25 protein-coding genes and 1 pseudogene are annotated in these 25,132 nt (G+C 51.6%); 11 read left to right on the top strand and 15 right to left on the bottom strand.

All coding sequences use genetic code 11. The features are described from left to right. Nucleotides 1–289: 289 nt before the first annotated feature. From JWZ98_RS03705 to JWZ98_RS03675, 7 genes are all read left to right on the top strand, one after another. Nucleotides 290–2,821, top strand: coding sequence for a circularly permuted type 2 ATP-grasp protein (locus JWZ98_RS03705; protein ID WP_205453331.1), 2,532 nt, complete (start codon nt 290–292; stop codon nt 2,819–2,821). A 10-nt stretch (nt 2,822–2,831) separates the two neighbouring features. Then, nucleotides 2,832–3,713, top strand: a complete 882-nt coding sequence (locus tag JWZ98_RS03700) for a transglutaminase family protein (protein ID WP_033156089.1) — start codon at nt 2,832–2,834, stop codon at nt 3,711–3,713. A gap of 167 nt (nt 3,714–3,880) precedes the next feature. Continuing rightward, nucleotides 3,881–8,020 carry an EAL domain-containing protein gene (locus JWZ98_RS03695; RefSeq protein WP_205453330.1) on the top strand — a complete coding sequence of 1,380 codons (4,140 nt, stop codon included), beginning with the start codon at nt 3,881–3,883 and terminating at the stop codon, nt 8,018–8,020. A 105-nt stretch (nt 8,021–8,125) separates the two neighbouring features. Further along, nucleotides 8,126–9,184: a hypothetical protein gene (locus JWZ98_RS03690; RefSeq protein ID WP_205453329.1), complete on the top strand. Its 1,059-nt coding sequence runs from the start codon at nt 8,126–8,128 to the stop codon at nt 9,182–9,184. A 134-nt stretch (nt 9,185–9,318) separates the two neighbouring features. Then, the gene (locus JWZ98_RS03685; protein ID WP_205453327.1) at nt 9,319–9,942 is read left to right on the top strand and encodes an inorganic pyrophosphatase; all 624 of its coding nucleotides are present in this window, start codon (nt 9,319–9,321) and stop codon (nt 9,940–9,942) included. 185 nt (nt 9,943–10,127) lie between these two features. Then, nucleotides 10,128–10,436: a type II toxin-antitoxin system HigB family toxin gene (locus JWZ98_RS03680; RefSeq protein ID WP_205453325.1), complete on the top strand. Its 309-nt coding sequence runs from the start codon at nt 10,128–10,130 to the stop codon at nt 10,434–10,436. Further along, a complete protein-coding gene (locus JWZ98_RS03675; RefSeq protein WP_205453323.1) occupies nt 10,426–10,779 on the top strand; it encodes a transcriptional regulator in 354 nt (117 codons plus the stop codon). Before JWZ98_RS03680 ends, JWZ98_RS03675 begins: the two co-directional genes overlap by 11 nt. Before the next feature lie 91 nt (nt 10,780–10,870). Here the strand turns inward: JWZ98_RS03675 and JWZ98_RS03670 are convergent, their stop codons facing one another. The 8 genes from JWZ98_RS03670 to JWZ98_RS03635 form a co-directional block, all read right to left on the bottom strand. Further along, nucleotides 10,871–11,896, bottom strand: coding sequence for an HIT domain-containing protein (locus tag JWZ98_RS03670; protein WP_205453322.1), 1,026 nt, complete (start codon nt 11,894–11,896; stop codon nt 10,871–10,873). A 240-nt stretch (nt 11,897–12,136) separates the two neighbouring features. Beyond that, a complete protein-coding gene (locus tag JWZ98_RS03665) occupies nt 12,137–13,234 on the bottom strand; it encodes an IS5 family transposase (protein ID WP_205450272.1) in 1,098 nt (365 codons plus the stop codon). 223 nt (nt 13,235–13,457) lie between these two features. Beyond that, nucleotides 13,458–14,555, bottom strand: coding sequence for an IS5 family transposase (locus tag JWZ98_RS03660; RefSeq protein ID WP_205451286.1), 1,098 nt, complete (start codon nt 14,553–14,555; stop codon nt 13,458–13,460). 81 nt (nt 14,556–14,636) lie between these two features. Then, complete coding sequence (locus tag JWZ98_RS03655) at nt 14,637–15,461, bottom strand: hypothetical protein (RefSeq protein ID WP_205453320.1); 825 nt, start codon at nt 15,459–15,461, stop codon at nt 14,637–14,639. Beyond that, a complete protein-coding gene (locus tag JWZ98_RS03650; protein ID WP_205453318.1) occupies nt 15,454–15,951 on the bottom strand; it encodes a class I SAM-dependent methyltransferase in 498 nt (165 codons plus the stop codon). The genes JWZ98_RS03655 and JWZ98_RS03650 overlap by 8 nt, the downstream gene beginning before the upstream one ends. Nucleotides 15,952–15,979: 28 nt before the next feature. Next, complete coding sequence (locus JWZ98_RS03645; protein ID WP_205453316.1) at nt 15,980–16,204, bottom strand: methyltransferase domain-containing protein; 225 nt, start codon at nt 16,202–16,204, stop codon at nt 15,980–15,982. 19 nt (nt 16,205–16,223) lie between these two features. Next, the gene (locus JWZ98_RS03640; RefSeq protein WP_205453314.1) at nt 16,224–16,766 is read right to left on the bottom strand and encodes a YdcF family protein; all 543 of its coding nucleotides are present in this window, start codon (nt 16,764–16,766) and stop codon (nt 16,224–16,226) included. A gap of 142 nt (nt 16,767–16,908) precedes the next feature. Next, nucleotides 16,909–17,130, bottom strand: coding sequence for an addiction module protein (locus JWZ98_RS03635; RefSeq protein ID WP_205453313.1), 222 nt, complete (start codon nt 17,128–17,130; stop codon nt 16,909–16,911). Nucleotides 17,131–17,417: 287 nt separating this feature from the next. Between JWZ98_RS03635 and JWZ98_RS03630 the strand changes: the two genes are divergently transcribed. The 4 genes and pseudogenes from JWZ98_RS03630 (at nt 17,418) to JWZ98_RS03615 (ending at nt 19,769) form a co-directional block, all read left to right on the top strand. Next, nucleotides 17,418–17,567 carry a hypothetical protein gene (locus tag JWZ98_RS03630; protein ID WP_205453311.1) on the top strand — a complete coding sequence of 50 codons (150 nt, stop codon included), beginning with the start codon at nt 17,418–17,420 and terminating at the stop codon, nt 17,565–17,567. A gap of 117 nt (nt 17,568–17,684) precedes the next feature. Then, nucleotides 17,685–18,386 (top strand): hypothetical protein, encoded by a 702-nt coding sequence (locus JWZ98_RS03625; RefSeq protein WP_205453309.1) that lies wholly within the window; start codon nt 17,685–17,687, stop codon nt 18,384–18,386. Between the two features lie 116 nt (nt 18,387–18,502). Continuing rightward, nucleotides 18,503–19,204: pseudogene (locus tag JWZ98_RS03620) on the top strand (HupE/UreJ family protein). Nucleotides 19,205–19,208: 4 nt separating this feature from the next. Further along, a complete protein-coding gene (locus JWZ98_RS03615; RefSeq protein WP_205453307.1) occupies nt 19,209–19,769 on the top strand; it encodes a hypothetical protein in 561 nt (186 codons plus the stop codon). Between the two features lie 73 nt (nt 19,770–19,842). Here JWZ98_RS03615 and JWZ98_RS03610 read toward each other — a convergent pair whose 3' ends face one another. The 7 genes from JWZ98_RS03610 to nifB all read right to left on the bottom strand — a co-directional run bounded on the left by JWZ98_RS03610 (nt 19,843) and on the right by nifB (nt 24,964). Further along, the gene (locus JWZ98_RS03610; protein WP_205453306.1) at nt 19,843–20,448 is read right to left on the bottom strand and encodes a nitrogen fixation protein NifQ; all 606 of its coding nucleotides are present in this window, start codon (nt 20,446–20,448) and stop codon (nt 19,843–19,845) included. Nucleotides 20,449–20,486: 38 nt separating this feature from the next. After that, complete coding sequence (locus JWZ98_RS03605) at nt 20,487–20,837, bottom strand: 2Fe-2S iron-sulfur cluster binding domain-containing protein (protein WP_033156080.1); 351 nt, start codon at nt 20,835–20,837, stop codon at nt 20,487–20,489. A 19-nt stretch (nt 20,838–20,856) separates the two neighbouring features. Further along, nucleotides 20,857–21,144 (bottom strand): 2Fe-2S iron-sulfur cluster binding domain-containing protein, encoded by a 288-nt coding sequence (locus tag JWZ98_RS03600; RefSeq protein ID WP_020484745.1) that lies wholly within the window; start codon nt 21,142–21,144, stop codon nt 20,857–20,859. A gap of 189 nt (nt 21,145–21,333) precedes the next feature. Next, on the bottom strand, nt 21,334–22,611 hold the full coding sequence (locus JWZ98_RS03595; RefSeq protein ID WP_033156079.1) for an FprA family A-type flavoprotein: 1,278 nt from the start codon (nt 22,609–22,611) through the stop codon (nt 21,334–21,336). Then, a complete protein-coding gene (locus JWZ98_RS03590; protein ID WP_033156078.1) occupies nt 22,608–23,033 on the bottom strand; it encodes an ArsC/Spx/MgsR family protein in 426 nt (141 codons plus the stop codon). Before JWZ98_RS03590 ends, JWZ98_RS03595 begins: the two co-directional genes overlap by 4 nt. A gap of 5 nt (nt 23,034–23,038) precedes the next feature. Next, a complete protein-coding gene (locus JWZ98_RS03585; RefSeq protein ID WP_020484742.1) occupies nt 23,039–23,323 on the bottom strand; it encodes a 4Fe-4S dicluster domain-containing protein in 285 nt (94 codons plus the stop codon). 144 nt (nt 23,324–23,467) lie between these two features. Next, entirely contained in the window at nt 23,468–24,964 is a 1,497-nt protein-coding gene (nifB, locus tag JWZ98_RS03580; RefSeq protein WP_171696544.1) for a nitrogenase cofactor biosynthesis protein NifB, read from the bottom strand. Between the last annotated feature and the right edge of the window lie 168 nt (nt 24,965–25,132).

Below are 25,132 nucleotides of genomic sequence, written 5' to 3'. Positions count from 1 at the left end.
CTTATCGTGCCTTAGCACTGGCAAATACCCTTTAGTTCAGAAGCTTAAAGCCAAGCCAATGCTTTATATTGGACGACTCTAGGCAGAGCTACCGAATCCAAAAGATCTATGCCGCACTCCGCTCTTTCTGATCGTAACGGCATGCTTTTTGCGAGTTTCTTAGACTACGCATTATCCAAAGTCTCGTCAGAATCGGCATCTGCAATAAAAACCAGCTTAGAAAACATAAAAAAAACGAGATTAGCTTTGATCAATTGCGCTATACCCGGTAAACCGGCAAACTAAACCTATGAAAACCTTAAGCACACCAGAAGCTTTCGCGCCGGGATACCGCCTCGATAAGGGGGCCCACGACGAAATGCTGGACGAGACGGGCCGGGTTAGACCGCATTGGGCCCACCTGATGCAAGCGTTGCAACAGCTTGGCCCCCGCGAAGTCGGCGAACGCCACCAGGAAGCGCTAAGACTGCTGCGCGAAAACGGCGTCACCTACAACGTTTATGACGACCCGGACGGTATTAACCGCCCTTGGCAACTCGACCCGATACCGCTATTGCTTTCCGGCGACGAGTGGTTCGACATTGAGGCAGGACTGCTGCAACGCGCCGAACTGTTGAATCTGATTTTGGCCGACCTGTACGGCCCGCGCCAGCTCATCAAGAAAAACCTGCTGCCGCTGGAACTGATCTACAACCACGGCGGCTTTCTGCGCGTTTGTGATCAAGTAAGCTTGCCCGGCCAGCATCAGTTGGTATTGTGCGCCGCCGACCTGGCCCGCGGCCCGGACAAAAAAATGTGGGTGCTGGGTGATCGTACGCAAGCCCCATCCGGCGCCGGTTATGCGTTGGAAAACCGCTTGGCCATGTCACGGGTGTTGCCCAGCTTGTTCCGCGACACTCATGTCCATCGTTTGGCGCGTTTCTTTCAATCCCTGCGCGCCGGCCTGAATGCCGTCGCCCCCGGCGACGCCGACACCCCGCGTGTAGTGGTCCTGACCCCCGGCCCACTGAACGAAACCTTCTTCGAACACGCCTATTTGGCCTCCTATCTGGGTTATCCGCTGGTACAGGGCGACGACCTGACGATTCGCGACGGCTATGTCTGGCTTAAATCGCTGGTCGGCTTGCAGCGGGTGGATGTGATCTTGCGTCGGGTTGACGACAATTACTGCGACCCGCTGGAACTGCGCGAAGACTCGCGGCTAGGCGTCCCCGGCCTGTTGGAAGTGGTCAGGCGCGGCAATGTGGCGATTGCCAACCCGCTAGGTAGCGGCATATTGGAAAATCCCGGCATCATGCCGTTCCTGCCGGGCATCGCCAAATACTTCCTGGGTCAAACCCTAAAGCTAAATTCGATCGCCACCTGGTGGTGCGGCCAAGCCCGCGAGTTAAATTACGTCCTCGCCAATCTGGAACGCCTGGTCATCAAGCCGATCTACCGCAAACCCGGCGAACGTTCGGTGTTCGGCCATCAGCTGAGCCGTGCACAACTCGCTGATTGGCGCGCGCGCATCAAGGCTCGTCCGGCGCTTTACGTCGGCCAGGAATACGAGAGCTTTTCCACCGTGCCGGCGCTGGTGGCGGGCGGCTACGAACCGCGCCAAACCGTGCTGCGCTGCTTCATGGTGGCGCGGGCGGACGGTTATACGCTGATGCCTGGCGGTTTGAGTCGTAGCGCACCGCAATACGGCAATATGATGATCAGCAATCAAACCGGTGGCATCAGTAAAGATACCTGGGTGGTCGCTACCGAGCCCCAACATCCGGCCATTCCGGCCAAGCGCAGCGCCAGTTTGGCAGGCCACGGCAATGCCCTTCCCAGCCGCGCGGCAGACAATATTTTTTGGGTGGGCCGCAACGCTGAACGCGCGGAAGGCGGCGTACGCTTGTTGCGCGCCACGATCAAGAAGCTGTTCAGCAACCCTGACCGCGATAGCCCGGACTATCAGCTGAGCCTGGAAACCCTGCTGCGTTGCGTCACCAGCATGACCGGTACCTACCCCGGTTTTTTTGCCGAGGATAACGAAAGTTTGTTGCAGTCGCCGGAAGCCGAATTACTGGCAGTGGTCGCCGACGAAAGCCGGGCAGGCAGCCTGGCCAACACGGTAAACAGAATGACCCAATCCGGTTACGCGGTACGCGATTTATGGTCGTCGGATACCTGGCGGGTCATTGACGAAATCGAGGAACAGGTTTCCGAAGCGCGCCGCCTGGGCAAAATCGGTTTGTGGTCGATGCAGGAGCAAATGGATCAGCTGATCACCACGCTCTCAGCATTCAGCGGTCTGGTGATGGAGAGCATGACGCGCGGCAACGGCTGGCTGTTTCTGGACATCGGCCGGCGCCTGGAGCGCGGCTTGCAGTTGGTATCGGTATTGAGAACAGCGTTTGCGATGCCGCAAAGCGAAGCAGCGGAAACCCGCTTGCTGGAATCCCTGCTGGATACCAGCGACAACCTGATTTGCTACCGCCAACATTATCGTAGCAACCTGGAGTTAGCCTCGTTTTTGGAACTGCTGCTGATGGACCCCAACAATCCCCGATCACTAGCTTATCAAATCGCTCGTTTGCAGGAGCATGTCGGCAAACTGCCGCGCGAACCCAGTACCCGCCGGATTAGCGCCGAAGAGCGCTTGCTATTAGAGGCTAGTTGTCTGTTGAATATCGCCAATATCGACGACTTATTGAACGTCTCGGAATCCGGGATTCGCGAAGCGCTGGACCAACAGCTCAGCAAGATTTACGCCCTATTGGCCGCGCTGTCCGATACTTTGACCGCCAATTATTTCCGCCACGGGGACGCGCCGCAATCGCTGTCCTAAGGGAGTCACCATGCGTTATCGGGTTACCCATACCACTACCTACCGCTACCAACAACCGGTGGGATTGTCTTACAACGAAGTGCGGATGCAGCCGCGCCCCTGCCCGAATCAACAACTGCTCAGCTCGCAACTGAAAATCACCCCCTTGCCCTGCGACTATCGGACCCGTACCGATTTTTTCGGCAATCAAGTGGCCTGGTTTTCGATTAGGGAGCCGCATCGGGAGTTTGTGGTCACCGCCAGCAGCGAAGTACAGATTTTTCCGCAACCGGTGCAGTTGGATTTCAGCCACGGCATGAGCTGGGAATTGGTGAAGGAAGCGCTCTGGAACGACAGAAGCGAACCACTACTGGAGGCACGGCAATTTGCCTTGGATTCGCCGTTCATCGCCGCCGACGCCGAGCTGGCCGCTTACGCGCAAGCCTCGTTCACACCCGGCAAAGCGTTGATTGAAGCGATACACGATCTGATGCAACGCATTCACCGCGATTTTACCTTCGACCCGGAATTCACCAACCTGGCCACCCCGCTGACCACCGTACTGGAACATCGGCGCGGCGTCTGCCAGGATTTCGCCCATCTGGCCATAGGCTGCATCCGCTCGCAAGGCCTGGCGGCCCGCTACGTCAGCGGTTATATCGAAACCCTGCCGCCGCCCGGCAAGAAAAAACTGGTGGGCGCCGACGCCTCGCACGCCTGGTTCTCGGTGTATTTACCGGATCTGGGCTGGATGGACTTTGACCCTACCAACAACCAATTGCCGGGGGACAGGCACATCATCGTCGCCTGGGGCCGGGACTATAGCGATGTTACGCCATTGAAAGGGGTGATTTTCGGCGGCCAGAACCACGAATTGAAAGTGGCGGTGGAAGTGGAAAACCTGGGCGCGTAACCCTAAGCGGATACCGAAGAAAATCACCCGCATAAAACCACGTTTCATCCGTTAGGAATGCCCGAAAATCCCCGTACTTAGCCCGTGACAAAACCTTGCATTTCGTGAGATAAACCAAGATATTGGGCTTGTCCCTTCACCTGCTTTCAATACATCAAGGTAATCTCTTGCGCCGTTTTTCGACCTTTTCCACCGCAGAACTAGTCCACCTTTTCGGCTTGGCTATCGCCTACGCACTGGTTGCCAAACTGGTGTTGATGTTTTTCGCCACCAATTACGTAATATCCGTCATCTGGCCACCTGGCGGCATCGCACTGGCAGCCTTGCTGCTCGGCGGTAAAAAACTGTGGCCCGGCGTATTCCTGGGCGCATTACTTGGCAATCTGTGGGCAGGCAATCCGCTGGAGCAGGCCTTGCCTATCGCTTTCGGCAATACCGTGGAAGCACTTGTCGGCTGCTATCTGCTGGGCGAGATTCGCAAACTGCAACAGCCGCAAGACTACTTACGCATCCTGTTTGCCGGCGCCTTGGCTTCGGTCGTTTCGGCCATGGCGGGCTCCTTAATTCTGTTACATTTCGACGCCATAACGGCGCAGCAATGGCCGATCAGTCTAGCGCATTGGTGGATGGGCGACGTCTTGGGTATTGCGATTGTCACGCCGCTTATTTTGGTCTGGCGGCAGCCGCCAAGTTTTGACTGGAACCCGTATCAAGTTTGGCGCGCGTTGCTTTATGTCACAACGGCGTTTCTGGCGGGACAAATGATTTTCCTGGAGTGGCCGTGGCATCTTGGCCACTACGGCAAAGCATTTTATATGTTCGCTTTTCTGGTTTACGGCGCACTCTACTTTGGCTTGCATGGCACCTTGTTACTAATCAGCATGGTCATGCTGCAAAGCATATTCGGGGCGATTTTTCAGGTAGGCTTTTTTGCAGCCGACAGCAGTGAGACCGGGCTATTGCTGCAATGGTCGTTTTTGCTGGTGCTGTCCAGCGTCGGCATTTCCCTGGCGCTGGCTATCGAGCGCTACCAGCGCTCAGAACAATTCAGCAAAGCCCTAGGCGATTTCAACAAACACATTCTGCGTTCAGTTCAGGAAGGCGTGATTGTTTACGATCTACAGGGCCGTATCGAACTCTGGAACCGTTATATGGAAACCCTGACGGGATGGCCGCAAGCCGTTTGCCTGGGAAAATACCCTGTTGAAATATTTCCCTGGCTGGCGCAAACACCAATTCCTGACGGCATTCAAAAGGCGTTGCAAGGCGAAACGGTCTATCAAACCCCGTTTACCGCAGGCGACGGCCGCTGGATCAGTTCGATGCAAATGCCCATACGCGACGACCAAGAGCGGATTGTCGGCGTTATCGAACTGGTCAAAGACGAATCCTTAAACGTCGAGTTCGGCAAATCCCTGTCGGTCAGCGAATTGCGGTTTCAAAGCATCCTGGACAATACCCCCACGGTGATTTACAGCAAAGATCTGCAAGGCCAATACCTGCTGATCAACCGCCAATTTGAAAAACTGTTCGCGGTTGACAATAAGACTGTCAGAGGCAAACGGGATATCGACTTATTTCCGGGCGACGACACCGAACTCCTGTGGAAAAACGATTTAGAGGTCGCCAATAGCGGCCAAGCACAGATTTTTGAAGAAAAGATCACCCATCATGACGGTAATATTCATACGTATTTGTCGCATAAGTTTCCGCTACGTAATGGGCAAGGCGAAATCTACGCGGTATGCGGCATTTCCACGGACATCAGCGAGCGCAAGCTATCGGAAAAATTATTGCAGGAAAGCGAATTGCGCTGGAAATTTGCGCTGGAAAGCGGCGGTGACGGCGTCTGGGATTGGGATTTGACCAACGGTAAAGTGTTTCTGTCGCCACGCTGCATGGAGATTCTGAATTTCAGCGAACAAGACAGAGACAACGATTACCGGAATTGGGAAGCCACGATACACCCGGAAGACAGCGCCCGGATGATGGCCGACTTGCAAACGCATCTGGAAAATCGCAGCTCACGCTTCAGCAACGAACACCGCGTAAAGCACGGCGATAACCAATGGCGCTGGATTTTAACGCGCGGCCTAGTGATCAGCCGCGATGCCCAGGGCAAGGCTTTGCGCATGATCGGCACCCAAACCGACATTACCGAACGCAAACAGCTGCAATGGCTGCAATTGTCCAAGATTGTCGATGGTTCGCCGGAAGCCACGTTTTTAGTTGGCGAAAACGGCCTCATCAAACTCGCCAACCCGCCCGCCGCGAAAGCATTTATCTACACGCTGGATGAGTTGATAGGTCTGAGTGTCGAAGCGCTGGTACCGGAACGGGCCCGCGCCAAACACCCGGAACAGCGCGCGCGATTTTTACAAGAGAATAAAGCCCGGCCGATGAGCGCCAGCCGCTCCCTAACCGCAATACGCGGCGACGGCACGGAATTTCCGGTCGAAATCAGTTTGACACCTATCGATATAGACAACCGGCGTTACATACTCGTATCCGTTTTGGACATCAGCGAACGCAAGCGGCTAGAACATGAAATGCAGTTGATGGCGATGATTTACCAAGCCATCGGCGAAGCGGTGATGGTCGCGGACACCGACAACCGCATCATCGCGATTAACGAAGCGTTTACCCGCCTGACCGGCTATACCGCGGAAGACGCGATAGGGAAGTCCACCGACATTCTGAAATCGGGCCGCCACGATCCGGATTTTTATCAGACCATGTGGCACTCGCTGTTACAAACCGGCCACTGGCAAGGCGAAATTTGGAATAAACGCAAAAACGGCGATATTTACCAAGAATGGCTAGTGATCAACACCATCTACGGCGAACACGGCGAAGTAGAGCGCCGGGTGGCGATGTTTTCGGAAATTACCGAGCAAAAACATGTCGAACAAACCATCTGGCGCCAAGCCAATTTCGACCCGCTTACCGATTTGGCCAACCGGCGCATGTTCCAGGATCGATTGAACCAGGAAATCAAAAAAGCCCAGCGCGACAAAAACAGTCTGGCGGTCATGCTGCTGGATCTGGACCGTTTCAAGGAAATTAACGATACCCTGGGCCACGGCATGGGCGACATTTTGCTGCAGGAAACGGCGCGGCGCATTTTGGCTTGCGTACGCAATGTGGATACAGTGGCTCGGCTCGGTGGCGACGAGTTCACCATCATCCTGGGCGAGTTGGACTCGGAAACCAATATAGACCGGGTCGCGCAAGCCATCCTGCACCAGCTTGCCGAACCATTTCGTTTAGGCGAGGAATTAGCTTACATTTCGGTCAGCATCGGCATCACCTTCTATCCGCAAGACGCACAGGAAGCCGAACAATTAATCAAAAATGCCGATCAGGCCATGTATTCCGCCAAGCAACAAGGCCGCAACCGCTACAATTTCTTCACCAGCGAGATGGAGCAAACCGCGCAAAACCGGATGCGCCTGACCAGCGACCTGCGCCAAGCGCTGACCAATCAAGAGTTTTGCCTGTTCTATCAACCGATAATCGAACTGAGCAGCCGCAAAATGCATAAAGCCGAAGCACTGATCCGCTGGCAACATCCCACGCGCGGGATGATCAGCCCGGCGGAATTTATTCCGTTGGCGGAAGAGACCGGCCTGATAGTGGAGATTGGCGACTGGGTATTTCGGATGGCGGCAAAACAGGTTGCCGAATGGCGTGCCCAATTTCTCCCGGATTTGCAACTGGGTATTAACAAATCGCCGGTGCAATTTACCCGCAGCAATCTGGGCGACAGCAAATGGATAGACTATTTGCATGAGCTGGGCTTATCCGGCCAATGTGTCGTCATCGAAATTACTGAAAGCCTATTGCTGGATGTCGACAATATTGTCCGCGACCATTTATTTGCTTACCGAGATGCCGGCATCCAGGTGGCTATTGACGATTTCGGCACCGGCTATTCGTCACTGTCTTATCTAAAAAAATTCGACATCGATTATCTGAAGATAGACCAAAGTTTCGTACGCAATCTGGAAGCCGATTCCAGCGACCTGGCGCTGTGCGAAGCGATTATTGTGATGGCGCATAAACTGGGCTTGAAAGTGATAGCCGAAGGCATCGAAACCGCGCAGCAACTGGAGTTGCTGACTGCCGCCGGCTGCGACTACGGCCAAGGCTATCTGTTTTCCAAACCACTGCCTGCTGCTGAGTTTGTGCGGCTGTTCGATACGAAAAATCAGCAGCCGGCGTCCGCCTCAAGGGCAACAACACCGGCAAAACCAGCCGGACGCGGCGATTCCAGTATTTCTAAATTGTTCGGTTCGGACAAATAAACGGCAGGCGGCGATGCACACACGTTTTCAGAATGAACGCTTTCGGCAATCTGCGGCCGAAAGCCTCATACTTTTATCAGAATACCTATTTGAAACGGAGTTTTTATGTTGATCCACAAACTGTCTTTTCCGATTATTTTACTGAGCGCCGCTGCGCTAATTCAGCAACCGGCATGCGCTCAAGACGGCCCCAGCCCACAGCAAGCGCTACAGAACTTCGGCATCAGCGCCGCGCAAATCCCGCCATTGGAACGCGGCGAAATCGTCGGTTACGACGTCAGCGAAACCAGCCAAAAAGAACTCGCGATTGGCGTAGCGATGATCATACCGGTAGGCTTACCGCAACTGGCCGACTACATCAAAAAGGGCAAACTCAACGCCGGCGAGAGCGACATCGTCGCCACCGGCATGCTGGGCGATAACGCCAGCGTAGATAGTTTTAAGAAGTTTGCGTTTACCGAAAAGCAACTGGACGAAGCCAAGGCCTTTCTGGAAGCGGAGCCGGGTGACGAATTCAACCTCTCCAAAGCCGAACTGGACAGCTTGAAAAGCCTGCAAGCCGGGCTGGAGGATGCCGACAACAAAACCTTGCTGAAAACCGCCAATCAAAAGTACCGCGAATTTTTGCTGCAACGCCTGCAAGCCTATAAAAAAAGCGGCTTGGCCGGGATTGCCCCTTACAGCCGCGACGGCGGCACAGCCGACCCGGCCGCGGAACTGCGCAACGACGCCGTGAACAGCAAAGCCTGGGCGCGTTACTTTCCGGAATTGCAACAAGCCTGGTTAAACTACCCGGCCGCGTTGCCGGCCAATGCCAGTGAACAGTTTTTGTGGTTGAATCGGCGCGTGGAAGACCGCCCCACCGCCATACTTAATCATCGCGTCATCGCCATCAGCGAAGGCGGCGGCCTTATCGTTTCCCGGCAATTTTACGTCGGCCACTCCTACAACTCCAGCCACGTGGTCGCCGGCGGCCTACCTTATAAAGACGGCACGCTGGTGTTTTACTCAATCCGCAGCTCCACCGATCAAGTTGCGGGCATGGGCAGTAGCCTGAAGCACTCGATAGGCCGCGAACAGATGAAAAAAGAAATGATCAAGCGCCTGCAACGGCTGAATAAAGACATGAAACTCAAACCTGCGGCAGTGGCCAGCGAAGAGTAATGTCGACAAACACATGCAACGGCGTGTAGCGCAAGCCCAATCAGATACTAGTATTAAGCTTGATTGTCTTGCGGATTGCCCCCATCCTGGTAAATATCCCTATAACCTTATTCCCCAAAGCTACTGAATCTTAGATGAATATAAAACACAAAGCCCACCCCTGGCATGGTATCTCGCCCGGCGACAATACCCCGGACATCGTCACAGCCTTCATAGAAATCGTGCCATCCGACACGGTGAAATACGAAATCGACAAAGACAGCGGCTACCTAAAAATCGACCGCCCGCAGAAATTCTCCAACATGATTCCGACGCTCTACGGTTTCATTCCGCGCAGTTATTGCGCAGAAAAAATCGCCGAATACGCTGCCGCGCGATCCGGCAAACCGGTCAGCAAGGGCGACGGCGACCCATTGGATATTTGTGTATTGAGCGAACGCAGCGTCACCCACGGCGACATCCTGTTACAAGCCATTCCCATCGGCGGCTTCCGTTTACTGGACGGCGGCGAGGCCGACGACAAGATCATCGCAGTGATGAAAGGCGACGAATTCTACCGGCAATGGCGCGACGTCTCCGACTGCCCGGAATCGTACATCAATCGCTTGAAACACTACTTCCTGACTTACAAACACCTACCCAGCGAAAAAAGTATCTGCGAAATCACCCACGTCTACGGCCGCGAGGAAGCTCATGAGGTCATCAGACGCGCGATGGCGGATTACCAATATCATTTTGGCTGCCAGGACGACGAGTAGCGTTGTTTGGGAATGGATGCGCCGGGCTACAGTCGGCGTATTCCTAGTTGCGCCAATTCAAGTGGCAAGCTACATACGCTATGCTCAGTTAATCTAGGCACCTTGCAAATCGAATATTTGTACCTTGCGAAGAATAACGGCACCGCTTACACTGCTCCCAATTAGGGAGATAAAACTCTATAACCATGCGGGTCATAGCAAAAAGCACTATCAAAAAATTTTGGGAACAGCCCTCGCATCGCGATGCAAAAGGCCCACTTGAAAGTTGGTACGAAGAAGCCTTGAAAGCCCATTGGTCCTCACCGCAAGCAATCAAGAATCAGTATCGCAATGCCAGCATCTGCAATAATAATCGCGTGGTATTTAACATAGGTGGCAACAAATACCGTCTAGTAGTAGAAATGCAATATCGCGCCGGCATTGCCTGGATAAAGTTTGTTGGCACGCATGCCCAATACGACCTAATTGACGTGGAGACGGTCAATGACTATTAAGCCAATCCGAAACGACGATGAATTAAAAGCCGCCTTTCAACGACTGGAAGCCATATTCCAAGCCGAACCGGATACGCCGGAGGCCGATGAAATGGAGGTATGGGTTACCTTGATCGAGGCTTACGAAAACAAACATTACGCCATCGCCCCGCCAGACCCTATCGAGGCTATCAAATTCCGTATGGAGCAGCAAAACCTTAGCGCAAAAGACCTGGAAACCTATATCGGCAGCAGCGGCCGCGTATCGGAAGTCCTTAACCGCAAACGCCCCTTAAGCTTAAGGATGATCAAGCGCTTACACGACGGCTTGGCGATACCATACGAGAGTTTATTAGCCGGCTGAATGAGTACCTACCAAGGCTTAAGGTCCTGGTAGCATCACGCCTGAATAGAATTATGTTGCATACGGCTTGATGCCCGCTGGTTATTGTGCTTTAGGACCTTGAATTAATCGGTTTTGCAGGCACGCCAACAACTGTAGTTTCAGGCGGTACGTCGCCAACAACAACTGCACCCGCCCCAACGGTCGCATTTTCTCCAATTTCAACGCCACCAATAACTTTAGCTCCCCAACCAACAAAAGCACCTGATTTAATCACCGGGGCGGGTTCATGTTCTGACGAAAATCTATTTTCATGTTTATGGATTAAATCGCCAAACATTTTGACATTCGACTCAACCACAGAGCCATTGCCTAAATAACCGGATATTATGCAGTTATCGCCAATTATTACATCTCTATTTATTTGCGTGCCTGAATATACATAAACATTGTCGCCGATTCTTGAGCCTTCTCGTATCAAAACATTATGCCCACAATCAAAATTGCATCCGGCTTTCGTGTTGTGGTACATGACAGTGCCAGATCGAATAATCGCATTATTGCCTATAAAAATCGACTTATCGGACTCCACGTCTTTGTAATTTGTATTTCCAAATACTACTCCGCCCTCGATCATGCAAGAAGGCGCTATCTTTAGCCAAGTTTCGTCAGCGCAAGTAGATGCTTTATTTTCTATAAGATCAGCTATTTTTTTCCTCAACAATTCAGAGCTTTTCACTAGCTCGGTCATTGGTATTTCCCTAAGCTTGTTGAAAAGATGCTCTGAAAGCCAGTATTTCGGCTCCGGGCAATCTCCTTCTTTTCTTGGAATGATATGAAAATGGAAATGCTCTATAGACTGACCCGCCAGAGCTCCATTATTCGCAATTAGGTTGAAATCATCTGCAACATCAATTTTTTTTAATAAGGCAACAGTTCGCTTCGCTAAATTAATTAAATCGGACAGCTCAATAGCTGGTATTTCAGTAATGTCGGTGAAGTGGCGTTTTGGGATGACTAAGGCTTGAGCATTATTTACCGCGTGTTTAGCTAACACGGCGAGGGAATGCTCTGAATCAGTTAATTTTCTATCATTTAACGACGAACTACAGAATGGGCATTCTGAACCATTTTTCATTTCAATATCTATAAGGATATGGATCTAAGAAATCATTTTCATAGATTATTTCTATATTATCCGGATTAATTACTAGCAGGCTGGTGAAAAACCCGCCGATATTTCCCCTTACCCACGATGTTCGTGATTTTTTCGAGTTGAAATCGGTCATGACATCGAGTTTCAAGCGTTTTGCCCCGGTTTCAAGGGCTTTTTATTCGCCTGAAGCCGTCTGTGGACGGTTTTCAGGCGAACTTCACCCTAGGCGGGTGCACTCCACGCCGGTTTCGGCGTGAACACCAATAGGTTGAGCATGCGCGTCAGGTTGTAGGCGGCAAAGCAAAACAAGGCCTGACCCGCGACTTTGGCTAAGCCGATGTGACGAGTTTTGCGCAGGCCGCCGACCGTTTTGACCCAGCCAAAGGCTTCTTCGACGATTTTGCGGCGCTTGAGACTTTGGGCGTAACCTTTGCCGCGCGCGGTGCGGCCATCGACGGCACTGCCGGTCTTTTTGCGGGCCACATGGGCTTTGATGTCACGGGACTCGAGTCCGTTGACGAACGCCGCTTGGTCGTAGCCTTTGTCGGCACCGACGCTGCCGCCTTGGGGCACGCGGCGTTTGATCATGTTTTGCGCGGCTTCGATTTCGGCGGTGCCGGTGGCTTGAGTGGTTTCGACATCGACAATCAGGCCGTTGCGATTCTCGGACAAGGCATGGGTGATGTAACGCAGTTTGGCCTCGGTGTATTCGCCTTTCTTGTAAAGCCGGGCTTCGGGATCGGTCGTACTGTGGTGGGTGGCGTTGCTGCGCTTTTCGCCGCTGAAGTCGACCTCGGGATTGCGGCCGGCGGGTTTGTCCGGGCCGCTGCCGTCTTTTTTAACGAAGCTTTTATGCGAGGCCCAGGCTTCAATGAGGCTACCGTCGACGCTGAAGTGTTCGTCGGACACCAGATTTTGCCATTCGGCTATGGCCAGTACCCGCTCAAAAAATTCGCGACTCAGGGCTTCGGACAGCAGGCGTTCGCGGTTGGCGCTGAACACGCTGCGCTCCCAGACAGCATCGTCGATACCCAAACCAACAAACCAGCGAAACAACAGGTTGTAGTCCAGTTGTTCCATCAACTGACGCTCGCTACGGACCGTATACAGGACTTGTAACAGCAAGGCGCGCAGCAGTTTTTCGGGGGCAATCGAGGGACGGCCAGTGTGCGAGTAACGCGCGGCAAAGACGGCATCCATCGAGGCCAGTACGCCATCGACCAACAGCCGTAAACGGCGCAACGGATGCTGCTTGGGAATGCGGTCTTCCAGGTTGATGTAGCTGAACCAGTTGTTTTGGATAGCATCGTGTCCGCGCATTGAAAGGCTCCAAATTTAGGTAGCCTATTTTAACAGTTGGCGGCTCATCTATGCCTTAGCAGGCTGGTGAAAAACCCGCCGATATTTCCCCTTACCCACGATGTAAGTGATTTTTTCGAGTTGAAATCGGTCATGACATCGAGTTTCAAGCGTTTTGCCCCGGTTTCAAGGGCTTTTTATTCGCCTGAAGCCGTCTGTGGACGGTTTTCAGGCGAACTTCACCCTAGGCGGGCGCACTCCACGCCGGTTTCGGCGTGAACACCAATAGGTTGAGCATGCGCGTCAGGTTGTAGGCGGCAAAGCAAAACAAGGCCTGACCCGCGACTTTGGCTAAGCCGATGTGACGAGTTTTGCGCAGGCCGCCGACCGTTTTGACCCAGCCAAAGGCTTCTTCGACGATTTTGCGGCGCTTGAGACTTTGGGCGTAACCTTTGCCGCGCGCGGTGCGGCCATCGACGGCACTGCCGGTCTTTTTGCGGGCCACATGGGCTTTGATGTCACGGGACTCGAGTCCGTTGACGAACGCCGCTTGGTCGTAGCCTTTGTCGGCACCGACGCTGCCGCCTTTGGGCACGCGGCGTTTGATCATTTTTTGCGCGGCTTCGATTTCGGCGGTGCCGGTGGCTTGAGTGGTTTCGACATCGACAATCAGGCCGTTGCGATTCTCGGACAAGGCATGGGTGATGTAACGCAGTTTGGCCTCGGTGTATTCGCCTTTCTTGTAAAGCCGGGCTTCGGGATCGGTCGTACTGTGGTGGGTGGCGTTGCTGCGCTTTTCGCCGCTGAAGTCGACCTCGGGATTGCGGCCGGCGGGTTTGTCCGGGCCGCTGCCGTCTTTTTTAACGAAGCTTTTATGCGAGGCCCAGGCTTCAATGAGGCTACCGTCGACGCTGAAGTGTTCGTCGGACACCAGATTTTGCCATTCGGCTATGGCCAGTACCCGCTCAAAAAATTCGCGACTCAGGGCTTCGGACAGCAGGCGTTCGCGGTTGGCGCTGAACACGCTGCGCTCCCAGACAGCATCGTCGATACCCAAACCAACAAACCAGCGAAACAACAGGTTGTAGTCCAGTTGTTCCATCAACTGACGCTCGCTACGGACCGTATACAGGACTTGTAACAGCAAGGCGCGCAGCAGTTTTTCGGGGGCAATCGAGGGACGGCCAGTGTGCGAGTAACGCGCGGCAAAGACGGCATCCATCGAGGCCAGTACGCCATCGACCAACAGCCGTAAACGGCGCAACGGATGCTGCTTGGGAATGCGGTCTTCCAGGTTGATGTAGCTGAACCAGTTGTTTTGGATGGCATCGTGTCCGCGCATTGAAAGGCTCCAAATTTAGGTAGCCTATTTTAACAGTTGGCGGCTCATCTATGCCTTAGCTTACTTGGCTTTTCGAGTTTTTCACCAGCCTGCTAGAGGTGATATAACCTCACCATTTTCATCGATTGAAATATTTCCCTTAATCAATAAGCAAATTTTAGAATGTTCTTTTATTTTGTTTATACCGTATTTTTTTGGCTCTAACTTGATCTTTTTAAGATACTCTGCCGCTAACCTTACTCCGTATACAGAATACCCTGTCAGTACACAGACCGATTTAGCTGAATTTTTATCCTTCAGAGAAGCACCTTTGCCAATGATTATCACTCCAACATCCGATATATATTTTACATTATTTACTTCAGCTTCCTTATATTCTATTTTATTTTCAAAGCCCTTAATTTTTAAAAACGTTCCCTTATTCTCTACTCTATCCTTAAAATACACTGGAGATCCTAGAGCTCCGATTAGGTATTCGGTTATTCTGTTCCATTTTGGCCCACCAACTGATATAACAACATTTTCCAGTTTATCTGGGGATGGAAAAAATCTACTATATTTTGGAGCCGTATCAAACCAAGAACAAAATATCTCGCTAACTAATAATGTAGACTCAATATCTCCATATATATACTGCTTACTTCCAGACTCCTCAGACGCGACAACTCGTTGCTTAAAATCAACCAGCGGGATATTTCCAAAATACACCGTCCATTTATCGCCTGGATCTGCACCAATAAGCTGCAGCTGGGGCTGAAATTTTTTCTTAATATACAGGTAGACTCGATCAATAAATACACCACCAATATATTTAAATATATCTTTAGAAAAGTCGTCTAACAACCCTGACCACAAGCCAGGAAGCTTACTATAAAACAAACTAATTAAATTATGTAGATTATCCATTTTTACAATTAAATAAATATATTGTGTAACTCTCAACTCCAACTAGGCTTGCATTTGCAAAGTCAGATTTCAGGTTTTTCAAACCCACCTCAAAACCCTCGTTATCAATTTTACTTAATACTGAAGCACATTTTCTTTCAAAAACTCCGACAAAGCGACTGTCAGGCTTAAATTCTTCTAATTCATTATATGTTCGAATACATTCCATACCTAAACTATTTGCGATAGAACACAAACGTATTAGTCGGTTTGCTTCTTGTAAGTCAAATAACTCGGCTTGCGGAAAGTACTTGGATAGAGTTTGTCGCTTAATGTCTTCCGGCGTATGTAAAGCTGCTATGAATATTCCATTTCTCTTTAGTACGCGGCGAATCTCATTCAACATTAACGACAAATCTTTTGAAAAATGTAGGCAATCTACCGCGATTATAAGATCAAAGCTATTGTCACCAAACGGAAATAATGCATTAAAATCCGCTTGAACAAGCAACGAGTCCTCTTTGGGTGCTCTGCATTGATTAATGCATATTCAAGGACAAGTCCATTCCAACTTTATTCATTGGTTCAATGGATTTTAGTTCTTTCAAATAGCTACCTGTACCGCATCCTATATCTAAAACTATTGAGTTCTGATTGCCGAACTCAGCTATTAGAGCCTGAAGGCGTTTGACCACCAGCCTTTTGGGCTGGCGATATTTATGGTAATCGCCGGAAATTTTGTCAAATATTTGCAAACTATTCACTGAGATAAGAAAAGAAAAATCAATCCAGGGATGAACCAATGCTTGATCTATTAGTTTCTTTCAATTGCTTTAGCTCTCTTTCCTCAGTTAGTGCTAGTTGCCGCATGGTTTCATTGTCAGCCATATAAGCCGAACTAACATATTCCAACTTGAAATCTTTATATACTTTACCAAAAATATACTTAACCCTTTCTTGATGAAATTCTGACGTAATAATTACAACCTTTAACGGATTAAGATGCTTTATAACTCGATAGCTAAGGGTGGCATCCTCTACAGTATCCACACTTGGAATTAGCGCAGATATTCTATCTGTATCGATACCATTATTTATTAAATATTCATATGCATACAATGAATACATTCTGTTGGTTGTATTGAAATGACTGCCAAACCCACCTGTTAAAACGATCAAGTAGTCGTCTTTATTTTTTACAACCTCTATACATTTTTCGAGTCTACCAACCGCTATTTCGGATAGCTTACCTTCCGAATTAATGGTTGAACCTAAAACCATAATGATTTCTGACTTTTCCGGCGACTTTATTTTGTTTATTTGCATGCTAATTATTGGCGTGTATTAACTATAACAGGCCGGTGATTTCATCGACGATCAAATTGCCGCCATGCAGTGTACAAAACCTAATAAACCACTAAATGCCCATAGGCTGCAATGTTTTATCCGATTGTCGAACATAGAACTCTCACATTAATTCAAACCGCGAGCGCAATTCTTTTTTTGCTTGCCGCCAATCCACAGCCTCAATGTCTCTGGACAAAAACTCGGCTTCAGTCTGTTTTAGCTCGGCTTCGTGCCACGCCGGAGGCGGAAGATTGTTCTCGTCTTCGGCTAAGTCGTTCCAAAGCGCTTCGATGATCTTGAGTTTTTCGATGGCGGGTAGCTGATGTAGTTCGGCAATAGTCATATTCAAATCCACCTGTTACTTTGTTGGACCGATACTAGCGGGTATTGCGGCCGGATACTAGCGAGGCGTGTAATAAATCACGCCATTCAACAATGACATGAGCAGCTGTTCTTCTGGCTTCATCAGATTGACATCCTATTCGCACGCAATAATTACGCATGCCTCAAAACTTATATACTTCGCTTAACAATCCATTAGAAGAACTAGATGGCCTACACCCGAGTTTTTCAATCCAGCAAGCCAAACGGTACTGACTACCCAATAAATTTCGTTTCAATACCAACAAGGTGGAAATATTTCACCGGGATGATGAGATCGTCTTACGAGAAACGCCCGCCAGCGCTGCCACAATATTCGACGCCTTGGCCGCATTACCCGACGATTTTATGAATGATGGCCGTGAAGATACCGTGCCCCAGGAACGCAAGACCCTGTAATGAAAAATTGCTATTTGCCTGATACCAATAACTGCATTTACATCGCCACAAACATCACTGAAGAAGCACCTTCTCCAACCCCGACAATTCAGATATGTAAACTTAAGGACAACCCGAATGAAATATTTGTCACTGATGATTGTTTTATTGGCCACCCTGGCCGGCTGCACAACAAGCTCTCGATATACCCAGCCATTAGCCGTAGCCGACCGGGCTCCAACGCCAAAATCCCTATCGACCGCCTCGCTCTACCCGCCAGCAGCGGCTGAAAAAACCGGTCCGGTGAATGTCTACCTGATTCCTTTAAACGATTTCTCGGAAGATGTTGCGGCGCAAATCGGCAGAGATTTGACTAAGGAATTCGGGCTGTGGGTTAAGGGCACAGTGGCGATGGGCATGCAAGGCCTGATGCCCATGCAGGGCACACAACAATTCGCGGCGGAAGACATCTTCGAACAAGCTAAAACCGTGATGCAGCGTTTGCCGGAAGCGGACAGCAACACCTATTTCATTTTTCTAACCAACCGCGACATCAACAGCCGGGCCCGGAATTTTCGTTTCCAGTTTTCTTATCACGACAAAGTCTGCCGCTGTTCGGTGGTTTCCGCCGCGCGCATGCACCCGGAACCGGAAAATTCGCCCGGTAGCCGCCAGCATCTCGAATCGCGCTTCGTGAAAATGACCAAACGCGCCATCGGTCAAATGGTTTTAGGATGGGAGCGCTCCAGCGACATTAACGATCTGATGTATTCGCCTATTATGAGCTTGGACGACATTGATCACTTGGGCAATCGGCATCCGGCCATACCCAAGAAGTAACGTTAATCTTAGCGGCCGCCCCTTTCCACGAGCGGCTTAATCGGGGTATTCTGCCGCCTTCGCGCTGGTATCTATCAGCTCACAATCATTGCCACATTAAACCCAACCCTTTAAACATGTTTTCCGCAATATCACGTAATGCTTGTGTTATCGGCTGTTTATCGTTATTGACGCTGCTCAGCCCCGCCGTCTACGCCCACGGCGTCGATGCCAATACCGAACGGTTTTTGCTGGCCAACCAAGGCGTCGCCATCGGCCCGTTTTTGTAAATCGGCGCCAAACATATGGTCACCGGCTACGATCATTTGTTGTTTTTGGTGGGGGTGATTTTCTTCTTATTCCGCACTCGCGACGTGCTGGTCTATGTCAGCCTGTTTACCTTGGGACATAGCTTGACGCTGCTATTCGGCGTGTTAAGCAGCATCTCGGTCAATCCGTTTCTGATCGACGCCATTATCGGCTTGTCGATTGTGTATAAAGGCTTCGACAACCTGGGCGGTTTTCAACGCCTATTGGGGTTTCAGCCCAATACCAAATGGGCAGTGATGATTTTTGGCCTGTTTCACGGCTTTGGCCTGGCGACCAAATTGCAGGATTTTTCACTACCCGCAGCCGGGCTCTGGAAAAACTTGTTGGCGTTTAATGTGGGCGTGGAAATCGGCCAATTTCTGGCCCTGCTGTTTATCTTGATCGCGCTGGACTTTTGGCGCCGCCACCGCAGTTATTACACCTTTTCCACGGCCACCAACACCCTGTTAATGTCCGGAGGCTTGATTCTGTTCGGCTACCAAATCACGGGGTACATCATCAATGGATAATTCGATGCAAGACAACAACCCGCCAGTTCAATCAATTAAATCGCTGACCATCGCCAGCCTGTCGGCAACGCTATTGGCTGGCGTTGTGCTGATCACTGCGGTGTTGCCCGCTGAATACGGCATAGATCCGACCGGGTTTGGGCAAATGACCGGTTTAACTAGCTTGGCGTCGCCAAGTGAAACAGGCAGCGCTTGCTCGGAGCCGGTGCAGGCGGTGAGCGCCGCGCAACCGGCAGCGGCTTCGCAATGGCAGGATACGGTAAAAATCGTGGTGCCGGCCGGCGAAGGACTGGAATACAAATTTCATCTCGCCAAAGGCGCGAACCTGGAATATTCGTGGTCCACCAACGGCGCGGCGCTGTATTTTGATTTTCACGGCGAGCCGCAAGGCGATAAAACCGGCTATTTCAAAAGCTATAAGGAAACGACCGACAGCCAATCCAGTGGCTCGTTAAGCGCGCCCTTTGAAGGCTCGCACGGCTGGTATTGGGAAAACAAATCCAGCGCGCCGGTTACTGTGGTTTTAAATACGAAAGGGGCTTATCGGATTTTGGGTTTGATGTGATCTAAAACCATCGGCTCAAGGAAACCAAGCTGACTGACATCAAAACGGGGGGATGCCAACAAACGAAAACGCTTCAATCTTCCGGCCCGAAACACTGCTGATAATCTTTACAGACCTCACAGGACGGCGCCCGGCAAACGTATAAGCCTTCCGCTTCGCACAGTTGTTTGTACAAAAACTTTTTCCATTTCATGTCTTTGCTGTTGCGCACCAGCAATTCCGGAAAGTTGTAGCCCAGCATGGCCGATAAATCAGTGCGAGACCACAAGCCCAAATCCTGCCACAAATGATCGCTACCCAAACAGGCGGCAACGATTAGCGCGATCAGCCATTCGGTTTCCGCGCCGGGATTGGTGGCAAATTGCCCCAGCAGGATTTCCAAATCCTGTTTTTCCAACATGCGGCTGTAATCCAGACTGCTACCGGAAAAGGCTTTCGGCGCCAAGGAATAGCCGGGAAAGTAGCGGTCGATAAGCTGTTCAAATTGTATTGGGTTCAAGCCCAATCTATCGGGAAGCACGCCATCGCCGACACACCAACTGGCGATGATTTGCGCCAACCAGACGCTGTTGGGCGACTGGTCGGCACAGGCCAGCAGATCCTCATAAATGTGTTGCCGCGACTTCATAACCAAGGGCTCTACCCTATCATTCGATGCCATGCTAAGTGTGCAACTCATACTCAATTCTCCGGCCTATTTAACGATGACGCAGACGATTAATACTCAACGCGAATATCTTCATCTCTCACGATCATCTGACAAGCCAAACGCCATTCTGGCGGCAAGTCGTCGACGATCATTTGCTCCAACTGTTCGGTAGTGACTTTACCGATTTGTTTCAGCAGGGCTTTTTCCTTCTCAGTCATCGTGCCACCCATGCGCTCCAGCTTTTTATCGATGCTGGTGACGCGGACCACGCAAGTGCCGCATTCGCCATCTTCGCATTCGAAATTGATGGGGATCTTGTTTTCCAGAGCCAGCTTCAAAATAGTCTGGGTGTGACTGCCGGCAACGGCGTAAACGGTTTTATCCCGGTATTCGGGACTGGTAAATGTGACTAATGCCATGTGTTACTCCTTTTGCGTTTTAAACTGGTTTAAGGGAAATTTCGCCGCCCAATACTTGCGCTTGGCAAGCCAGACGGTTGTGTTTGCCGGCCATGTTTTCCCGCAAAATTTTGTCTTCCAGTACGGACGGCTCGGTCAAGTTGTTCCAACCGGCAGTCACTTTCATGATGCAGGTTCCGCAATCGCCTTCCCGGCAACCGTAAGTAATGCCGGAACCTACTTTCTCGGACACCTCAATCACCCGGGTGCCGGCGGGGACGGTAACCGTCACGTTTATATCTTCAAATGTAATGGTCGCTTTGGCCATTGTAAAAACTCCATAAGGTATTAAAAGTCATCTCGGCAGCCTCTAATCTGAGGACCAACCGGTTTGGAATCGAAACGATTCCTGATTTTCACCGGCCTTACAGCCGATGAGGTCACCGATCCGTCCGTGAATCGGTTTAGCCTACGAATACCGCTGTAGACTCAATAGCAAGCGTCTGTTTAATCCGGTTTACAGGTCCGCAAAATTAATCACCCGTGATTCTCTGGCCCCGGTCAGCTCCTGAGCCAGCTCCAAGCCAAAGGCCTTACACTCGTGTATCTCGTCGTCGGTAGGAATCAGCTTCACGCGCAGGCCTTGAATCGGTACCCGCAGTTTCAAGCCGCGCAAGCGGTCTTCCACTAGGCGCACGCCTTCGCCGGTCCAGCCGTAAGAACCGAACACGCCGCCGAGTTTGTTTTTTAGATTGACCACCGCCAGCGAAGACAACAGATCCCAAATCGGCTTGACCGCATCGCCGTTGATGGTCGGCGTACCCAACACCAAACCGTCGGCTTCCTCGATCAAATCGACAAACGGCGCCACTTCCCCGCCTTCCAGGTCGTAAAGCGATACGCGCACATCCTCGACTTGCATCGCGCCTTGATATATCGCTTCCGCCATGCGCCGGGTATTGCCGTAAGAGCTAATGTAAAAAATCAGCAGGGTTTTTTGATTGGGCCGCAGTTCGTTATGCAAAGCAGGGCTGGATAACTGCCGATAACGCTGGATGTAATGCTGCGGGCGGTCGCGCAAGATTGGCCCGTGGGTGGGTGCAATCAATTTCAACGGCAAGGGTTCGATCAACTCCAAGGCCCTGACCACGTATTCCTTGAACGGCCGCATGATGTGGGCGTAGTAATATTCGAAGGAAAAGCGGAAATCGCCGACTTTGTCGTTGTACAAGCGGTTATCGCAAAAATGGCAGCCAAACACGTCGCCGGAAAACAGCATCGCTTCTTCCGGCGCGTAGGTGCATTGCGTGTCCGGCCAATGCAAATACGGGGTGTGCAAAAACTCCAGGCTACGGTCGCCCAGCGAGACCTTGTCGCCGGTCAGCACTGGGGTAAAGCTCAACTCGTCCTGCTTCAGCAAGCCTTTGAGCATGGACTGAGCTTTTTGGGAAATGAACAGCTGCGCGTGCGGCGCCCGTTTCATCAACTCCGGCAAGGCGCCGGTATGATCGGGTTCCAAATGATTGAGGACGATGACTTTGATTTCCGAATAGTCTGCGACGCTTTCCAGGCGGGCGAAAAAGGCGTTGGCAAAGCCTTCCTTGACGGTATCGATCACCGCCACGCCTTCGCTGCCGCGAATCACGTAAGCGTTGTAGCTAGTGCCGTTGGCGGTCTTCAGGATGATGTCGAAGGTACGCAGATTCGGATCCAGCGCACCGACCCAATGCACGCGCTCCGACAAGGCCACCGCCAGCGGTACGCCGTCTTCACTCTCCAATCTGACGCTGTTCATGGCTTGCAGGCCTCAGAGCGCGACTGCTTGGGACAGGTTTCCAAATCCTTTTGCGAAGCTAAGGCAGCCAAGCCCAACCAGGCATCGACCTGTTGTTGGTCGAAACCGCAGACGCGCTGTTCGTTGACCTCCATCAAAGGCCTACGGATCAACAACGGCTGCGCGACCATCAGCGCGATTGCTTCGTCTGCGCTGACGGCGTTCGGATCGACCAACCCTTGTTTGACAGCCGGTGCGCTGCGGTTAAACCAATCCGCGACCGGCATGTCGCCGAAAAACGAGCGCAACTTGCCCGGTTCCCTGCCCCACGGCTGTTGCAATAGATCGTAGACCACCAGCAAATGGCCGGCGGCACTCAGCAATTGCTTTTGCCGGGTATTGTTCAAGCAGCCCGGCTTTTCATAGAAATGCACGGTGGCCATAGCCGTTAATGGGCTTGTAGTTCCGCCATCGCCTCGGCCATTTTTTCGGGCGGGATACCGGTCAGCGAGCCGGGCGGGTTGATAGGCACACCCAGTGCGTCGAGAATCGCGCCTTCAATCGGGCAAATGCTGGCGCATTGCGTGTCTTTATAATCGCCCTCGCATTCGGTGCATTTTTTCGGGTTGATCCTGAAGTGCCCGGCTTTTTCCGACATGTAGATGGCTTTGCTGGGGCACAACGGCTCGCAGGCATAACAGTTGACGCAGGATTCGATGATTTGTAAGGCCATGACGTTACCTTTGTATTCGATGGTTAATCAGTTCTAACAATCTCCCTCGCCAGATGGAGAGGGCTGGGGTGAGGAGAATTGAATAAGCAAAAGCTTTTTGATTCACCTCACCCTACCCTCTCCGGCCGGAGAGGAAATATTGGGCTATGCCGTCGCTCGCTCTTCTTGCGGCGCAGCCTCGTCCAACTTGCCGGCAGCGGCCATTTCCTTATAAACCGCCATCACCGCTTCTTCGATAGGCTCCATCGCATGCTCGCCGTTAGGCACGATGCCGGCTTTTTCCAGCAAGTCCCATGGCTCGTAACCGATTTTGGAACACAACACCGCTTCACAGCCGGCCAGGGAACGAATGGTTTGTTGCAACACGCTCTCGCCGTCGCCGCAGGTATCGTCGCCGCCGCAATACAAATCAGTTTTGCGATGACTCATGAAACGCACGCCGTTCGGGGAGGCTTCGTAGATAAGAAACTCTTTGGCATGCCCGAAGTGCATATTGATCACGCCTTGACCGCTGGTGGCGATAGCCATCAACACCGGACGGGTATTCAGCTTGGGCTCGTCAGCGTGGCCGGCAGCTTTTTCCGCTTTCGCGGCGCGCTTGCTGTGCATTTCCTCGGCAATCGCTTCGTGGATCACTTTGCGTTTTTCCATTGCCGATTGGTAATCGATTTCCATCGCCTCGATTTTGTCCATGGTGAACTCGTCGCCACGGTCTTCGCCCAATAGGCCAACCGCGTCGGCCCGGCACTGCCGGCAGTGGCGCATCATGTTCATGTCGCCGGAGCAGGAGTCTTGCAGATCCATCAACTCGTCCTGAGTCGGACCGCGTTGACCCATCACGCCGTAGAAGGTGCCGTGCTCGGCTTCGGCGATTAACGGCATCACGTTGTGCAGGAAAGCGCCCTTGGCTTTGACGATTTTGCTGACTTCCGCCAAATGCTTGTCGTTGACGCCGGGGATCATTACCGAATTGACTTTGACCAAAATGCCTCTGGCAGTCAGCATTTCCAGGCCTTTTTGTTGCTGCTCGATCAGGATCTTCGCGCCTTTCACACCCTTGATGCGCTTGTTTTCCCAGAAAATCCACGGATAGATTTGCGCGCCGATTTCCGGATCAACACAGTTGATCGTGATCGTGACGTGATCGATGTTGTGCTTAGCCAGTTCCTCGACCGATTCCGGCAAAGCCAGACCGTTGGTGGATACACAAAGCTTGATGTCCGGCGCTTCAGCGCTCAAACGGCGGAAGGTTTCGAAGGTGCGCTCCGGATTGGCCAATGGATCACCAGGGCCGGCGATACCCAGCACGGTCATTTGCGGAATGTTGGCCGCCACCGCCATGGTTTTTTTCACGGCTTGATCAGGCGTCAGCAACTCGGACACCACGCCGGGACGCGACTCGTTGGAGCAATCGTATTTGCGGTTGCAATAGTGGCATTGGATGTTACAAGCCGGCGCCACTGCCACGTGCATGCGGGCAAAATAGTGGTGCGCGTCTTCCGAGTAACAAGGATGATTTTCCACCTTGGAGCGAATCTCGTCGGACAAATGCCCGAGTTGATCATCACTTGTGCCGCAAGAATGGGAGGAGCAGCCGCCTGCGCTGGCTGCTGGAGTTTCGTTGATTACTGGCAGTTCCATATTCTTCACCTCACTTGATTGGTTATGCAGTGAGAAAGCACAGGCCATGCCAGTTATGAAATCAATTTAACTTACTGATATATAAATTCTTTTTTAAGATAAACTACCAAACACCCCAATATACGGCCGCCTAATGTTTGTAACGGCACAATCCCCGCCGGCCGATTG

Origin of the sequence: Methylomonas sp. EFPC1 (assembly GCF_016925515.1) — a bacterium.
GTDB classification, from domain to species: domain Bacteria; phylum Pseudomonadota; class Gammaproteobacteria; order Methylococcales; family Methylomonadaceae; genus Methylomonas; species Methylomonas defluvii.
Note: the sequence above shows the minus strand (reverse complement) of the source record. Positions and strands in the feature narration are given on the sequence as shown.

Coding starts and splice junctions, on each gene's coding strand:
- JWZ98_RS03585 (WP_020484742.1), bottom strand. CDS start 23,323: ATGGCCTTACAAATCATCGAATCCTGCGTCAACTGTTATGCCTGCGAG.
- JWZ98_RS03680 (WP_205453325.1), top strand. CDS start 10,128: ATGCGGGTCATAGCAAAAAGCACTATCAAAAAATTTTGGGAACAGCCC.
- JWZ98_RS03655 (WP_205453320.1), bottom strand. CDS start 15,461: ATGGATAATCTACATAATTTAATTAGTTTGTTTTATAGTAAGCTTCCT.
- JWZ98_RS03700 (WP_033156089.1), top strand. CDS start 2,832: ATGCGTTATCGGGTTACCCATACCACTACCTACCGCTACCAACAACCG.
- JWZ98_RS03705 (WP_205453331.1), top strand. CDS start 290: ATGAAAACCTTAAGCACACCAGAAGCTTTCGCGCCGGGATACCGCCTC.
- JWZ98_RS03595 (WP_033156079.1), bottom strand. CDS start 22,611: ATGAACAGCGTCAGATTGGAGAGTGAAGACGGCGTACCGCTGGCGGTG.
- JWZ98_RS03690 (WP_205453329.1), top strand. CDS start 8,126: ATGTTGATCCACAAACTGTCTTTTCCGATTATTTTACTGAGCGCCGCT.
- nifB (WP_171696544.1), bottom strand. CDS start 24,964: ATGGAACTGCCAGTAATCAACGAAACTCCAGCAGCCAGCGCAGGCGGC.
- JWZ98_RS03665 (WP_205450272.1), bottom strand. CDS start 13,234: ATGCGCGGACACGATGCTATCCAAAACAACTGGTTCAGCTACATCAAC.
- JWZ98_RS03640 (WP_205453314.1), bottom strand. CDS start 16,766: ATGCAAATAAACAAAATAAAGTCGCCGGAAAAGTCAGAAATCATTATG.
- JWZ98_RS03675 (WP_205453323.1), top strand. CDS start 10,426: ATGACTATTAAGCCAATCCGAAACGACGATGAATTAAAAGCCGCCTTT.
- JWZ98_RS03590 (WP_033156078.1), bottom strand. CDS start 23,033: ATGGCCACCGTGCATTTCTATGAAAAGCCGGGCTGCTTGAACAATACC.
- JWZ98_RS03605 (WP_033156080.1), bottom strand. CDS start 20,837: ATGGCATTAGTCACATTTACCAGTCCCGAATACCGGGATAAAACCGTT.
- JWZ98_RS03670 (WP_205453322.1), bottom strand. CDS start 11,896: ATGAAAAATGGTTCAGAATGCCCATTCTGTAGTTCGTCGTTAAATGAT.
- JWZ98_RS03660 (WP_205451286.1), bottom strand. CDS start 14,555: ATGCGCGGACACGATGCCATCCAAAACAACTGGTTCAGCTACATCAAC.
- JWZ98_RS03615 (WP_205453307.1), top strand. CDS start 19,209: ATGCAAGACAACAACCCGCCAGTTCAATCAATTAAATCGCTGACCATC.
- JWZ98_RS03635 (WP_205453313.1), bottom strand. CDS start 17,130: ATGACTATTGCCGAACTACATCAGCTACCCGCCATCGAAAAACTCAAG.
- JWZ98_RS03685 (WP_205453327.1), top strand. CDS start 9,319: ATGAATATAAAACACAAAGCCCACCCCTGGCATGGTATCTCGCCCGGC.
- JWZ98_RS03600 (WP_020484745.1), bottom strand. CDS start 21,144: ATGGCCAAAGCGACCATTACATTTGAAGATATAAACGTGACGGTTACC.
- JWZ98_RS03625 (WP_205453309.1), top strand. CDS start 17,685: ATGAAATATTTGTCACTGATGATTGTTTTATTGGCCACCCTGGCCGGC.
- JWZ98_RS03610 (WP_205453306.1), bottom strand. CDS start 20,448: ATGAGTTGCACACTTAGCATGGCATCGAATGATAGGGTAGAGCCCTTG.